This window comes from Haloarcula sp. JP-L23, assembly GCF_011602445.1.
GTDB classification, from domain to species: domain Archaea; phylum Halobacteriota; class Halobacteria; order Halobacteriales; family Haloarculaceae; genus Haloarcula; species Haloarcula pellucida.
In genome coordinates, this window is record NZ_CP050014.1 from 3,311,839 (window position 1) to 3,325,256 (window position 13,418).

Consider the following 13,418-nt stretch of genomic DNA (forward strand, 5'->3'; position numbering starts at 1 on the left):
TCTGCATCACTGAGAATCGGTGGGTTTCTACAGGCCGACCAGTCCGCGTCAGTTGAACCGCGTTCGGAACAGTAGACGTACGAAGACCGTGCCGAGTCGCGAGCGGGGTCGGTTGCTTCGCTATCGTCTGCGGGGGCTGAATGTGACTTCCCGGCACGGGTGAAAGAACGTGGCGTCGATAGCGATGCACGGGCCACGCTGCGCTGTTGCATACAACGGGCGTGTTCCTACGCTTCTCCGGTTGGCAGGTTCAGGCCCGGCTCGAAGTCCAGTTGAGCGCGATAGTCGTACCGGGGTCGACGCGCTCGGTCGGCGTCACCTGAATCACCCGTGCCCACGTACCACCACCCGGGGCGGTGTAGATCATACCGCCACAGTAACAATCGACTTTCAGCGCGGGGTTCGCCTCGTCGTGGCCGTCGTGCGGGTAGCCGGTGCGCGACCAGGCGCTCCAGTCGAAGGTGTCGCCGTCGTGGCGCGCGACGAGGGTAACCGTCAGTGGCTCACCGATGGTCGTCGTCCCGTAGTGGACGTCCTCCCGGTCGGTCTCGACGGTGTCGAGGGCCCGTGGTGGATCGGGTACCAGCCCCACCTGAGATAGCTCCTGTGTGTCGTAGGTCTTCGTGGCTTGGATCTCGGCGTCGTCCGGGGCGTGATACACCTCGGTCGTGAACGGAAGCGACGAGTCCTCGAGGCGAAAGCCGATCAGGACCTCGTCCGAAGGGACTGACGTCGCCTCGACCAGCACCGGGTGAACGTCCTCCGGGTTCTCGACGAACTGGGCAGATTCGGGCGCTTCGGTAGCCGTGCGTTCGGGCGTGGGGGTGTTGCTCGAGGTCTCCGTCGTGGTCTGGGCCGGCGGCTGTGCCGACTCCGAGGAGCCAGACGTACAGCCAGCGAGACCGACGAGGGCGACGCTACAGATTGATTGGAGGGCTCTCCTTCGGGTGTGATTCGTCTCCTCGCTCATAGAGACAGGTGTCGCCGCGCCCTCTTAGACACCTGTGACCCTTCACGTGAAACACCCGACTTACCCCCTGTCTAAACGCGCCGTTTTCGACGCCGGTACCCCGGGTGTCCATCGTACTGTCTCCTCGAAGTAAACCGCTATCTCGGGTGTCTTTCGAGTAAACCGGCGTCGTCTACTGGCCGTTAAGACGAGCCGTTTTGCACACACCCCCATTCAATCTGTGTGTGCAATTTCGAGACTCGGTTCGCTGGGACTGCGACCCCACCGCGTCATGGACTGGCCAGCGCTACTCGGCGGTCGCCCTCTTCGTCCTCGCCGAGACTCTCGACCTTCGCCAAGTGGTTGCCCTTGCTCTGCGAGAGGTGTGCTCTCGCTCGGGGGTCTTTTGCCGGTACGTCGGTCTGTTCGGAGGTGTCGGTACGGCGGTCGGAATCAGACACCGGAACCACCTCGACGAGACACGACCGTATCGGTGGCTACGGGAAACGCCAGACGGCTTCGGAGTCCGCACAGAACCCGTACGAATTGCGCAGAGCGACCCCTATAGGTCTTTTCTGAAAGGGTTGAAATGATATGGCTGGGGAGTTTTACCCCCAGATTCCGGATAGCTGGAAGCCACCCGGAGTGGGAGTGGGCCAACTCGGATTTGAACCGAGAGCCTCCCGGTTATCAGCCGAGCGCTCAACCTGATTGAGCTATTGGCCCAGGTGAGCGCATCTTGGTGTATCCGAGGGGTATAGAAAAGGGTAACGTTTCGAGGGCGCGTTGCGTGAGAAACCGCAACACGGAGTCAGTTCTCACTGTCTTCGAAGTCGACGTCGGTGGCGTCGTCGGGGTCGAAGCCGGAACTGCCCGCCGAACCACCGCCGGTGGGGCCGCCAGCGCCCGTCGCTGGGCCCTGACCGTCTTCGTTCGGGAAGCCGCCGACGTACACCTGCCCGCTGGCGAAGCCGCCGGTCTTGGCGTCGATGTAGGGCTCGATGACCCAGCGACGGACGGCCGCACGGATGGGGTAGCGCGTGACCGGAATCGCCAGCAGCAGGCCGACGGCGTCGGTGACGAGGCCGGGCGTGAGGAAGAACGCACCGGCGGCGATGAGCAGGCCGCCGTCGACGAGTTCGTTCGTAGGCACCTCACCCGTCGCCAGTTTCTGCTGGATAGACTGGAGCGTCGCCCGGCCCTCGGCGCGGACGAGCAACATCCCGACGAGCGCGGTAAGAACGACGAGCGCGACGACGACGAGTGGCGGAATCGGGTAGATGACACCCGTGGCCAGCGCTACCAAGAGGACGGCGTCGAACAGCGGGATGAGCAACAGCAGCCCGATGACCCGGAGCATACCCTCGCTTGCAGGTCAGGCCCCAAACGCCTTTCGAGAGGTGGCGAGGAATCCCGCCCCGCGAGATTCCTCAATGCGACACGGGGAACGGAGTGGCCCGTGAAGCCGCGCGGAGATGCATCGCTTCGTCGGTGCTGAACGACGACGGAGAACGGCCACCCGGCTACTCACCCGCGCTCGTGGACGCAAACCGCGACGGGTTCGGTGGGCGAGAGCGTGATGCGCATCCCCAGTTCCAACGGTGGTTCGGTGACGGCCTCGAAGCGAAAGCGCTGGGCGATGGCTGCGAGCGCGAGTTTCGCTTCCATCCGGGCGAACCGCATCCCGATGCAGTGGCGGGGGCCGCCGCCGAAGGGGTAGTAGGCGTAGTCCGGGAGGGTGGCCTCGAACTCGTCGGTCCAGCGCTCGGGACGGAACGCGTCGGGGGCGTCGTACCACCGCTCGTCCCGGTGGACCAGCCACTGCGGGATGGTCAACTGGGCGTCCGGTTCGATGTCGTAGCCGCCCAGCGTCACCGGACGGGTGGGCTGGCGGAACGTGGTGAACGCCGGCGGGTAGAGCCGTAGCGTCTCGGTCAGCACCCGGTCCAGAAACGGCAACTCGAAGAGGTCCGACGGCGTCGGGTCCGCCCCATCGAGCGTCGCGTCGAGTTCCGCGTGGAGTTCACGCTGGGCGTCGGGGTGGGTCGCCAGCAGGAACCACGCGTAGGTGAGCGTCAGCGCCGTCGTGTCGTGGCCGGCGACGAGGAACGTCAGGAGTTGGTGCCCCAGTCGCTCGCGGTCCATCGTCTCCTCGTCCAGCGAGAGCAGCAAGGAGAGGACGTCGTCGCGGGCCTCGCGCTCGGCGGCGGCCTCAGTCTGGCGTTCGGCGATGATATCGTCCAACGTCGCCTCGAAGGCCGCCCGCGTCCGTCGGACTCGGCGGTTGTTCGGCGTCGGCACCCACAGCGGGAGGTACGCCGAGAGGTTCCCCGGGTCGACGCGGTGGCGGAGTGCCGACAGGAGCGGTTCGAGCGACTCGGCGGTGCGTTCGATGTCCACGTCCAGCAGCGTTTTCCCGAGTACCCGGAGCGTGTACGACCGCATCGCCGGCAGCAGGTCGACGCGTTCGCCGTCGGCCCACTCGTCGGCCGTCGCCAGCGCGAAGTCGGTCATCGTCTCGCCGTAGGTAGCGATGCGCTCCCGGTAGAACGCCGGTTGGAGGGCCGTACGTTGCTGTTGCCACTCCTCGCCTTCCAGCAGGAACAGCCCTTCGCCGATGAACTCGCCGAGCGTGTCCCGGAGGAGTCGCCCCTTCTCGAAGTCCGCCTCGTCGGTGACCAGCACCTGCTCGACGAGGGTCGGGTGGGTGACGAAGTAGCCCGTCGTCCCGGCGACGTTGAACCGCACCACGTCGGCGTCGACGCTGTCGGCCTCGGCGTAGAAGCCCAGTGGGTCACGGACCATCGAGAGCGTGTTGTTGACGAGCGGGACGCGACCGATTCGGGGCGGCCGCTGGCCCGGTGTGACCGGCCCCTGGCGCTCGGTGTCGGCCTGCTGAGAGGGCATGGTCCGACGTAGGGCCGTCCGACAAATCGGTCTGTCGTTGCGTTGGACTCGGGGTCGGAAAGACTCAGGGGATGCGATGAGTGGTGGCTGTCTCGGACAGCCAACCGGCGATGCCGGAGTGACAGCCCATTTGTACGCCCACCACCGACCACCACTATGGACGAGTTCGCGGCGGACACGAAAGTCGAGTGGCGCGAGTGGGGGCCGGAGGCGTTCGAACGTGCCACCGACAGCGGCAAGCCGGTACTGCTGTCGCTGACCGTACCGTGGAGCGCGGAGTGCCGGGCAATGGACCGGGGCACCTTCGGCGAACCGCGCATCGCGGCCAACGTCAACGACGGGTTCGTCCCGGTGCGAGTCGACGCCGACCGGAACCCCAGAGTCCGGGAGCGCTACACGATGGGCGGGTTCCCCTCCACCGTCTTCCTCACCCCGGAGGGCGAGGTCATCAGCGGCGCGACGTTCCTCGGGCCGGACGGGTTCCGCGGCATCCTCGACAGCGTCCGGGAGTCGTGGGACGCCGAGGGTACCGCCGCCGGGTCGATTCCGCGGCAGTTACGGGACGAAGCGCCGCCGGCCGGCGAGTTGCGCGCCCGCATCGAGGAACACATGATAGAACAGTTACTCGGGGCCTTCGACGACGAGTTCGGCGGGTGGGGCTCCGACGTGAAGTTCCCGCTGCCCCGGACCGTCGAGTTCGCGCTGGTGCGCGCTCGCGGTCAGGCGACGCGTACGCTCGAAGCCATCCAGACCCACCTGTTCGACACCTACGACGGCGGGTTCTTCCGCTACGCGACGGGGCGGGACTGGTCGAACCCCCGCCGGGAGAAGCTACTGGACGAGAACGCGGCGCTCGTGCGAGCGTTCGCCCACGGCTACCGCTACACCGGCACCGAGTCCTACCGGGACGCCGCCCAGCGCACCGCCGAGTACCTCTCGACGGACCTCTGGACGGGCGACGCGTTCGCCGGGAGCCAGGCGGGCGACGACGACTACTACCGCCTCGGCGCGACGGACCGCGAGGACCGGGAGGCACCGCACGTCGACGAGACGGTGTTCGCCGACCGGAACGGCCTCGCTGTCGACGCGCTACTGTGGCTCCACGCGTACACGGACGACGAGCGGGCGCGGCGGTACGCGGTGCGGGCCCGCGACCACGTCTGCGAGACGCTCGTCGACGACGGCGAGGTGGCCCACTACGCCGCCGCCGAGAGCGACACGGGCCTCCTGCTGGATCAGGCCCAGTTCCTGCAAGGGTTGACGACGAGCTGGCAGGTACTTGGCGAGAGCGGCCCCGCCGAGGCCGTCGCCGACTGGACCATCGAGCACCGACAGCAGGACAACGGCGCGTTTCGGGACGGCCCCGACACGGGCGCGGGGCTCTGCGGGCGCTCGCTTCACCCCCTCGACGCCACCGTCGAACTCGCCGACGCGCTGGTCGATTTGGCGGCGCTCACCGGCGAAGAGCGCTACCGGACCGTCGCAACCGAGGCCGTCGAGTCCTTCGCTGGCGCCGCAGAGCGCATGGGCGTCGAGGTGGCCGGGTACGCCAGCGTCGCGGCCCGACTGCGGGACCCACAAACTTTGCGGGTGGGCACCGAGGCCGGGACGGACCTCCACCGGGCGGCGCTCCGACTGGCCGACCACGAGACGACGATCGTCCCCGACCCCGAGGGCGACGGCGTCGCTCGGCGGTACGAGGGTGAGACGGTGACGGCGGAAGGTGAGACGCCCGCGGAACTCGAAGCGGCGTTGACAGAGTAGCGCGGGGCGCGCGAATCGCGGCCCGCGGCGGAACGGTGACTATCGGGAGCCGTGGAGCGGAGACGGGGGCTCGAACGGAGTGAGCGGCCCGAAAGCGAACGAGCGGGCATGAGAGAACGGTGAGAAACTTGAAGAAACGGTAAACCTGCGATGAGTTTTTAGTGGTGGGCCGATAGAGAGGGATATGGCGAGTCTGAGAGACTTGGGGCTCTCTGAGTACGAGGCGCGAGCGTATCGGTCGTTGCTGGAAACCGGGCCGACCACGGCCAAAGAGTTGTCACGGGCTAGTGACGTTCCGATGGGCCGTATCTACGACGTACTCAACAGTCTGGAGACCTACAATCTGGTTCGGAGCCAGACGGCGAGTCGACCGAAGAAGTACGTCGCCGTCGAACCCGACACCGCCTTGGACCGGTTGTTAGACGACAAGAAACAGGACCTCGAAGCGAAGGCCCAGCAGTACGAGGAAATCGTCGACGACCTCTCGGACCAACTGGAGACGGCCGACCCGGTCGACGAACCGTTCTGGACGGCCGCCGTCGGCCCGGAGGAGACGCTGGACTTGCTACTGGAACGGTTGGCCGCCGCCGACTCCCGCATCGTCATGGTGGGGTCCTCGCCGGCCAGACAGGTCGACATCATCGAAGCGACCGAACGCATCGTCGACGAACTGGTGGCCGCCCTCGAACGAGGGGTCGAGGTGTCGCTGTTGGTTCGGCCCGACCTCTTCGAGAGTTTACCTCGCGAGGCCAACCGCGAGTACTACGAACGCCTCTCGCCCTACGAGAACTACAGCGCTCGGGCGACGCCGAACATCACGACGACGTTCGAACTCATCGACGACACGGAGGTGTGCATCGAAGTGCCACATCCGCTCGGCCGCGAAGAGACGTTCGGCGTCATCGACCTCAAAGACCCGGAGTTCACGACCGACATCAGCAAGGCGTTCGACGAGCACTGGCAAGAAGCGACGACTATCAACCCCCCCTGACTGCCCGAAGAGACGCTTACTCGTCGAGTTCGGTCCGGAGGGTACCGAGTTCGGCGACCCGTTCGGCGTGGGCGTTGTGCTGGTGGATGGACTCGTCGTTTGACTGTTTCATCGTGACGATGGCGTCGTCCGGCAGGTCCGGGAACTCGTCTACGACGCCCTCGGCCATCGCACGCACGCAGTCCTCGACGAACTTCGCGTCTTTGTGGGCCTCGTAGGTCATGTGGTCCTCGTCGGGACGTTTCGCGAGATTGTAGATTCGGGCACTCATGGAGTCCCGAGCGACCTCGATGAGTTCGTTGAGGTCGACCTCCGGCGCGCCGTCGCTCTGGACGGTGAGCGTGGCGTGGCCGCGCTGTGAGTGGCCGGCCTGTGGCATCTTCTGTAAGAAGTCGTCGATGACCTCGTCCTCGACCTGCAGGTTCCGGAGCGTCTGACGGGCGCGCGAGGCCGACATCCCCTGTGAGCAGGGACACACCGTCATCCCGGTGACGCGAGCGCCGATCTCCTCGCTGGTACCGTCTTCCGTGGCCGTCGCCGAGGCGATGATGTCGGCCGTCGACTGCGTGGCCACGTCGCTCTCGGGAGTCTTCTCGTGGGTGACGTACTCCGCCTCCATCCGGACCTCCGCCTTCGTGGTGTAGTCGTGTTTCTCCAGCAGCAGTTCGGCGGCGTCACCGCAGACGTCTTCGACGCGGTAGGCCTCCTCGGAGACGGCCGTCTCGAGCGTCTCGTCGATGACCTCCATGTTGCGGGACATGTCCGCACCCTTCCGCCACGACGGGAGGTCGACGAACACTTCGAACTCCGCCATGAGAACGATGGGATCGCGGTCTCGTCGCCCCAGTTTGACGAGTTTGTCGACACCCGTCACACCGACGCGGTTGAGACCGACTGTCACGTCCGGACTCGACGCCTGCACGTCCGGGAGTTGCTGACTCATTGGCCCGTCTTAGGGAGAGACTCGGTTAGTGTTTTCGGAACCCCTAATCGTCGCGCTCGCCCAGTCAGTCCGTCTGGCCTGCGTTCACCGGGTCGGCGAAATCCGCGAACACGCGTTCGTAGTCCGTCTCCTCGAACCCGGCGACGATGTCGTGGAGTGACGACTCGGCCGCCTCGATGGCCGTTTCGAGCGAGTGGAACTCCTCGTTCGCCGCCAGTTCCGCCTCGGACTTCCGTGCGGTTAGCGCGGCTTGTTTCGCCGTCAGTGCGTAGTACTCACGCAACTGGTCCTGATAGGCCGAACATCGCTGGAGCCGGTCGATAGTGCTGAACAAAGTGTCCCGAGAGACGGGTTTTTCCACGTAGTCGTCGAACGGCATCTCGATGATGTCGAATCCCGGGTCGACGGCCGTCACCATCGCCACCCGAGTCGACAGTCCCCGCTCGCGGATGGTTTCGAGGACTTCGTCGCCAGAGATGCCCGGCATCCGCCGGTCGAGTAAGACCACGTCTATCGACGAGTCCAGCATCGACAGCGCCGCTTCGCCGCTGTAGGCCGTCTCGACGTCGTACCGTTCGCGTAGCTGGCTCGCGTACGCGTCTGCGACGTCGATATCGTCGTCCACGACGAGAACGCGTCCCTCACCACAGGGCGTCATTTGTTCACAAACTACTAGATGTGAATAGCGGCAAAAGGGTTCCGGGAATGGTTAGAACGCCAACTGTCCGGCGTGGCTACTCGCCTACGATATCGTCGTACCGCGCGCCCGTCTGTTTCAGCGTCTCCGTCGAGTACAGTCGGTCGTGGTCGAAGGGAAGGTACTCGCCGGACAACTCGTCTATCTTCTCGTCGACGGCGTCGCCGTCGCGGCCGTGAATCATCGTAAAGAGGTTGTACGGCCAGTCCTGTTCGGGACGCCGCGGGCGGTGATAGCAGAGCGTGACGTAGGGCAGTTCGCCGACTCGCTGCCCGAGTTCGTCCAGTCGCTCGTCGGGGACGTCCCAGACGACCATGCAGTTGTTGTCGAACCCGGTCGTGATGTGGTTGACTACGCAGCCGATACGTTTGATACAGCCGTCCTCCCGTAGCCGTTCGATAGCGACGAGAACGTCGTCGACGTCGGCGTCGACGGCCGCAGCCACGTCTCGATACGGCGTGGCCGTCAGCGGGAATCCCTCCTGAATCTCCAGCAGCACTCGCCGGTCGAGCGCCGAGAAATCCGCGGTGGCGTCCTCGCTGATGCGCGTGGCGCTTGCGTCGGTGCCCTCGATGCTCTCTCTCGCGAACCGGTCCCCGTTGACGACCGGGAATTCGAGGTCGATGTAGTAGTCGGTCAGCATCGGTAGGACGAGGACTGAACATCCAGTCCGGGCCTCGATGTCGTCGAGAATCCGGTCACGTTTCTCCCGGGACCCGGCGGTGACCACGAACCACATGTTCCACTCGTGGTCTCTGGCGTAGTTGTGGTTCACCTGCCGGTACTCGTTGATTATCTCGGCTACCTCCGCGAAGCGGTCTTCGGGGGCGGCGACGGCCGCTAGCGTCGACGACCCGATGACCGGCGGGTTCAACACCGGGCCGAACCGCCGGAAGATACCGCCCTCGCGGAGTCGTTCCACCCGTTCGAGGGCCTCGGACTCGGAGACGCCCAGTCGTTCGCCCACCGCCTCGAAGGGGCGCTCGCAGACGGGAAAGTCGCTCTGGAACTCGTCGATGAGAGCGGCGTCCACGTCGTCGATACGCTCGCGCCAGTCACCCGACCGGAGGCTCATTGTCCCGAATTAGGCGTGAACGGGTGTATCACTTTCGGGAGTGAGCCGGATTCCCGCGAAATAGGAACGAAACACAGGGGCTTTCAAACTCGGTCCCGAACTGGTTCGCATGGCACAAGCGACCCGTGAGTACGGCGAATGGCCACTCAAACGGCTGATGACCGAGGTCGTCGGCTCCGGCCACAAGTCCGCGGACGACATGAGCCGCGAACAGGCCCGCGAGGCGTTCCAGCGCATCCTCGACGGCGAACCGGACCACACGACGCTGGGTGCGTTCTGGCTCGCCAACCGCTGGAAGCGTAACACACCCGAGGAACTGGGGGCGTACGTCGACGTGATGGCCGAGGAGTCGGTGGTCACTGCCGAACCTGACGCCGACCCCGTCGACTGCGGGGCCAACTACGACGGCAAGGGACGCTCGGCCATCTTCGGCGTCGCCGCCGGCCTCGTCGCCGCCGCCGCGGGCACGCCCGTCGTCGTCCACTCGGGCGACCGGGTGCCGACACAGAAACAGGACGCCTACAAACACGTCTTGGACGAACTCGGCGTCCGCACGGAGGTCGACCCACAGGAGAGCGCCGACATGGTCGACGAGGTCGGTTTCGGCTACTACTACCAGCCGAATTTCAATCCCGGCATCGACGCACTGTTCGAGCGCCGCGACAACATGGGTGTGCGAACGTTCGTCAACACCGTCGAGACGCTGGCCAACCCCGCCGGCGCGAGCGTCCACCTCGGGAGTTTCTACCACCTGCCCTTCGCGAAGAAGATGGTTCGCACGCTGAAAAACGCCCAGTCCAGCACCGTCGAGCGTGCGCTGTTCTTCCAGGGGATGGAGGGGTACGACGACGTGCGCCCCGGCGAGACTGTCGTCGCCGAGTGGCCCGTCAGTGAGGACAGCGACGACGAGGACATCGCCGACTTCGAGATTCGCACCGGCGAGTACGGGATGGACGTCACGGGCGAGGACCTGCAGGTCGAAGACGTTGCCGGAGACTCTGCGACCATCACCGAAGCGGTACTGACCGGCGAACGGACGGACGACTTCGCCGACGCCGTCGCCCTGAACGCCGCCCTGCGCATCTACGCCCGCGAGGACGCCGACAGCATCAAGGACGGACTAGAACAGGCCCGCGAGGCCATCGCCGACGGCAGTGCGGCAGCGAAACTCGACGCTCTACGCGAGTTCTGAGTCGCCGCGACGTTTTTCGTCCGGGAGCGCCTCTCCCACGTATGCGAATCGGAATCGTCGGTACCGGGAGCGTCGGGAGCGCCCTCGCACGCGGGTTGAGCGCGGCCAATCACGACGTGGTGCTCGGGTCACGTGACCCGTCGTCGGCGTCACCGGACCTCCGCGACCGGGCGGACGTCGTGGCCGTCTTGGATCAGCGAGCGGCCGCCGCCCACGGCGACGTCGTCGTCCTCGCCGTGCCGGGCGGCGTCGTGACGAGCGTCGCGGCCGACCTCTCGGACGTCCTCGCCGGCAAGACGGTGGTCGACACCGCCAACGAGTACCCCGACCCGACAGAGGACCGAGCGCTCGCGCACCGGGTCGCCGACGCAGTCCCCGAGGCGGCCGTCGTCAAGGCGTTCAACACCATCGGGGCCGAGCGGATGACCGACCCCGTCGTCGACGGCGAGCGAGCGACCATGTTCGTCGCCGGCGCGGAGACCGACGTCGTCGAACGACTGGCGTCCGACCTCGGGTTCGACGTGGTCGTCGCCGGCGACCTGTCGGCGGCCGACCACCTCGAACACCTCGCGCGCTTCTGGATACACCTGAGCGTGGCCCGTGGCCGCGACATCGCGTTCCGGTTCCTCGAATCGTAGGGCGTCGCCGTCGCCGATACGCTCATATAGACGTAGCCATTACCTCAGGTGAGTCTTGTTGGCACGGGCCACGCCCGACAGCGGGACTCCGAGCGTGATGTCAGACAAACAAACCATCAAAACACTGTACGAGCAGACCATCCCGTCCGTCGTCTCTGTGTACGTCACTGACAGCGGCGACGACCGACCCCGCGGCGGCGCCGGGTCCGGGTTCGTCTACGACGACGAACACGTTGTCACGAACCAACACGTCGTCGGCGACAGCGACTACGTCGAACTCCGCTTCCACGACGGCGAGTGGCGGACCGGTGCCGTCGTCGGCGACGACCCCTACACCGACCTCGCCGTGGTCCACGTCACGGACCTACCCGACGACGCTGTTTCGCTCCCCGTCGCCGACGCGAACCCCGACCCGGGCGAACGCGTCGCCGCCATCGGCAACCCGATGGGACTGGACGGAACCATCACCGTCGGGTACGTCAGCGGGACGAACCGGTCGAACCCCACGGGAACCGGGTTCACCATCCCCGAGACCATCCAGACCGACGCGGCGGTCAACCCCGGCAACAGCGGCGGGCCGTTGCTCACCTTGGACGGCACCGTCGTCGGCGTGAACCGGGCGAAGGGCGGCGACAACATCGGGTTCGCCATCGCGCCGACCATCGTCGAACGCGTGGTGCCCGCCCTCGTCGCGGACGGACGGTTCCGCCCCGCGTATCTGAACGTCAGAACCATCGACGTCTCGCCGACCGTCGCGGAGGCCAACCGCCTCGAGGAGACGACGGGCGTCCTCGTCGTGGACGCCGGCGGCGACTCCGGCGCGACGCTCCGTGGCTGTGACCGTGTTGTGCAGGTCCGTGGCCGCGAGGTGCCGACCGGCGGCGACGTCGTCGTCGGTGTCGACGGCCAGACGGTCCGGTCGACGGAGGAACTGACGAGCTATCTCCTCACCGAGGCCGACCCCGGCGACACCGTCGAGGTGACGGTCCGCCGTGACGGTGCGGAGTTCACCGACAGCGTGACGCTGGGCGAGCGACCGGTGCCCGGGTCCCGGCCGCGCCACGGCCGACGGAACCGTGGTGGGCACGGCGGCCGTGGCCGACGCGGCCCACTCACCCGCTGAGGGGGTCGCCCCGCCGGAACCCATTTTCTCGCGCAGGCCGAACACCCACCGATGCCCTCGACAGACGCCCACTCGGATCCCGAGTGGACGGTCCCCGCCGACGGCGACGTCTGGTCCCACACCACCGTCGAGACGAACGGCATCGAGTTGCACGCGGTCACGGCCGGGCCCGAGGACGGCGAGTTGGTCGTCCTCCTGCACGGCTTCCCGGAGTTCTGGTACGCGTGGCACCACCAGATTCCGCCGCTGGCAGCGGCGGGCTACCGCGTCGTCGCGCCGGACATGCGAGGGTACAACCACTCGGAGAAGCCCGGCGGCGTCGCCGCCTACGACATCGACGAACTCGTCAGCGACGTGGTCGGCCTCGTCCGAGCGTTCGGCCGCGAGTCCGCCCACGTCGTCGGCCACGACTGGGGCGGCGTCGTCGCGTGGCAGACGGCAATCGACCGGCCGAGCGTGGTCGACCGTCTCGGCGTGCTGAACGCGCCGCATCCGACCGCCTACGAGCGACTGCTCCGCCGCTCGCCGGCCCAACTGCGGAAGTCGTGGTACGCGTTTTACTTCCAGTTGCCGTGGCTCCCGGAGTGCAGCCTCGCGTGGGACGACTACGCGCTGCTGGACCACGCCCTCGGTGAGGGCACGGTCCGACCTGACGCGTTCACCCGGGCGGACATCCGGCGGTACAAGACCGCGCTGGCACAACCCGGCGCGCGGACGGCGGCGCTGAACTACTACCGGGCGCTGTTCCGCCGAAACGCCAGACGAACACTGACACAGGGCGGCGTCGGCGACCAGCCCGTTCGGGTGCCGACGCTGCTCGTCTGGGGCGAACAGGACGACGCGCTGGACGTGCGTCTCAGCGAGGGGCTAGAGGAGTGGGTGTCGGACCTCCGCGTCGAACGGCTTCCGGACGCGAGCCACTGGGTACAGTTCGACGCGCCCGACCGGGTGACGGACCTGTTGCTGGACCATCTGCCGTGACGACTACGGAGCCCGGAACCGACTTATCGACTATGTAGTGTTTGAAGTGTTTAATGATAACGCGTAAATTACGATGGTAACAGCTACTTTCGTGTGCAAATTGTGACCGAACAGACCAGTAGTCGCCCATTCGGTGGACAGTGCGTGCGAGAGTCCTC

Annotated in this window: 13 protein-coding genes and 1 tRNA gene; 6 read left to right on the forward strand and 8 right to left on the reverse strand. The window is 66.3% G+C overall.

All coding sequences use genetic code 11. The features are described from left to right. Positions 1-250: 250 nt before the first annotated feature. From G9465_RS17365 to G9465_RS17385, 5 genes are all read right to left on the reverse strand, one after another. Positions 251-970 carry a hypothetical protein gene (locus G9465_RS17365; RefSeq protein ID WP_166972296.1) on the reverse strand — a complete coding sequence of 240 codons (720 nt, stop codon included), beginning with the start codon at positions 968-970 and terminating at the stop codon, positions 251-253. A 269-nt stretch (positions 971-1,239) separates the two neighbouring features. Beyond that, positions 1,240-1,410: a hypothetical protein gene (locus tag G9465_RS17370; RefSeq protein WP_166972298.1), complete on the reverse strand. Its 171-nt coding sequence runs from the start codon at positions 1,408-1,410 to the stop codon at positions 1,240-1,242. A gap of 191 nt (positions 1,411-1,601) precedes the next feature. Further along, a tRNA-Ile gene (locus G9465_RS17375) sits at positions 1,602-1,675 on the reverse strand. A gap of 85 nt (positions 1,676-1,760) precedes the next feature. Beyond that, positions 1,761-2,309 (reverse strand): FxsA family protein, encoded by a 549-nt coding sequence (locus G9465_RS17380; RefSeq protein WP_166972300.1) that lies wholly within the window; start codon positions 2,307-2,309, stop codon positions 1,761-1,763. Positions 2,310-2,476: 167 nt separating this feature from the next. Further along, complete coding sequence (locus G9465_RS17385; RefSeq protein WP_166972302.1) at positions 2,477-3,856, reverse strand: cytochrome P450; 1,380 nt, start codon at positions 3,854-3,856, stop codon at positions 2,477-2,479. A 156-nt stretch (positions 3,857-4,012) separates the two neighbouring features. Between G9465_RS17385 and G9465_RS17390 the strand changes: the two genes are divergently transcribed. Both G9465_RS17390 and G9465_RS17395 read left to right on the forward strand, forming a co-directional pair. Continuing rightward, positions 4,013-5,620, forward strand: coding sequence for a DUF255 domain-containing protein (locus tag G9465_RS17390; protein ID WP_166972304.1), 1,608 nt, complete (start codon positions 4,013-4,015; stop codon positions 5,618-5,620). A gap of 184 nt (positions 5,621-5,804) precedes the next feature. Continuing rightward, a complete protein-coding gene (locus G9465_RS17395; protein WP_166972306.1) occupies positions 5,805-6,611 on the forward strand; it encodes a TrmB family transcriptional regulator in 807 nt (268 codons plus the stop codon). A 16-nt stretch (positions 6,612-6,627) separates the two neighbouring features. Here the strand turns inward: G9465_RS17395 and mptA are convergent, their stop codons facing one another. The 3 genes from mptA to G9465_RS17410 form a co-directional block, all read right to left on the reverse strand. Next, positions 6,628-7,554, reverse strand: coding sequence for a GTP cyclohydrolase MptA (gene mptA, locus G9465_RS17400; RefSeq protein ID WP_166972308.1), 927 nt, complete (start codon positions 7,552-7,554; stop codon positions 6,628-6,630). Between the two features lie 64 nt (positions 7,555-7,618). Beyond that, a complete protein-coding gene (locus G9465_RS17405; RefSeq protein WP_166972310.1) occupies positions 7,619-8,212 on the reverse strand; it encodes a response regulator transcription factor in 594 nt (197 codons plus the stop codon). Between the two features lie 76 nt (positions 8,213-8,288). Beyond that, positions 8,289-9,326, reverse strand: coding sequence for an AsnC family transcriptional regulator (locus tag G9465_RS17410; RefSeq protein ID WP_166972312.1), 1,038 nt, complete (start codon positions 9,324-9,326; stop codon positions 8,289-8,291). A gap of 109 nt (positions 9,327-9,435) precedes the next feature. On the opposite strand from G9465_RS17410, the gene G9465_RS17415 reads away from it, so the two are divergent. The 4 genes from G9465_RS17415 (at position 9,436) to G9465_RS17430 (ending at position 13,260) form a co-directional block, all read left to right on the forward strand. Continuing rightward, entirely contained in the window at positions 9,436-10,518 is a 1,083-nt protein-coding gene (locus G9465_RS17415; protein ID WP_166972314.1) for an anthranilate phosphoribosyltransferase, read from the forward strand. Continuing rightward, positions 10,515-11,156 (forward strand): NAD(P)-binding domain-containing protein, encoded by a 642-nt coding sequence (locus G9465_RS17420; RefSeq protein WP_227015778.1) that lies wholly within the window; start codon positions 10,515-10,517, stop codon positions 11,154-11,156. Before G9465_RS17415 ends, G9465_RS17420 begins: the two co-directional genes overlap by 4 nt. Positions 11,157-11,253: 97 nt before the next feature. Further along, positions 11,254-12,279, forward strand: a complete 1,026-nt coding sequence (locus G9465_RS17425) for a S1C family serine protease (RefSeq protein WP_166972318.1) — start codon at positions 11,254-11,256, stop codon at positions 12,277-12,279. A 51-nt stretch (positions 12,280-12,330) separates the two neighbouring features. After that, a complete protein-coding gene (locus tag G9465_RS17430; RefSeq protein ID WP_166972320.1) occupies positions 12,331-13,260 on the forward strand; it encodes an alpha/beta fold hydrolase in 930 nt (309 codons plus the stop codon). The last annotated feature ends 158 nt before the right edge of the window (positions 13,261-13,418 follow it).

Coding starts and splice junctions, on each gene's coding strand:
- G9465_RS17365 (WP_166972296.1), bottom strand. CDS start 970: ATGAGCGAGGAGACGAATCACACCCGAAGGAGAGCCCTCCAATCAATC.
- G9465_RS17380 (WP_166972300.1), bottom strand. CDS start 2,309: ATGCTCCGGGTCATCGGGCTGCTGTTGCTCATCCCGCTGTTCGACGCC.
- G9465_RS17385 (WP_166972302.1), bottom strand. CDS start 3,856: ATGCCCTCTCAGCAGGCCGACACCGAGCGCCAGGGGCCGGTCACACCG.
- G9465_RS17390 (WP_166972304.1), top strand. CDS start 4,013: ATGGACGAGTTCGCGGCGGACACGAAAGTCGAGTGGCGCGAGTGGGGG.
- G9465_RS17395 (WP_166972306.1), top strand. CDS start 5,805: ATGGCGAGTCTGAGAGACTTGGGGCTCTCTGAGTACGAGGCGCGAGCG.
- mptA (WP_166972308.1), bottom strand. CDS start 7,554: ATGAGTCAGCAACTCCCGGACGTGCAGGCGTCGAGTCCGGACGTGACA.
- G9465_RS17405 (WP_166972310.1), bottom strand. CDS start 8,212: ATGACGCCCTGTGGTGAGGGACGCGTTCTCGTCGTGGACGACGATATC.
- G9465_RS17410 (WP_166972312.1), bottom strand. CDS start 9,326: ATGAGCCTCCGGTCGGGTGACTGGCGCGAGCGTATCGACGACGTGGAC.
- G9465_RS17415 (WP_166972314.1), top strand. CDS start 9,436: ATGGCACAAGCGACCCGTGAGTACGGCGAATGGCCACTCAAACGGCTG.
- G9465_RS17425 (WP_166972318.1), top strand. CDS start 11,254: ATGTCAGACAAACAAACCATCAAAACACTGTACGAGCAGACCATCCCG.
- G9465_RS17430 (WP_166972320.1), top strand. CDS start 12,331: ATGCCCTCGACAGACGCCCACTCGGATCCCGAGTGGACGGTCCCCGCC.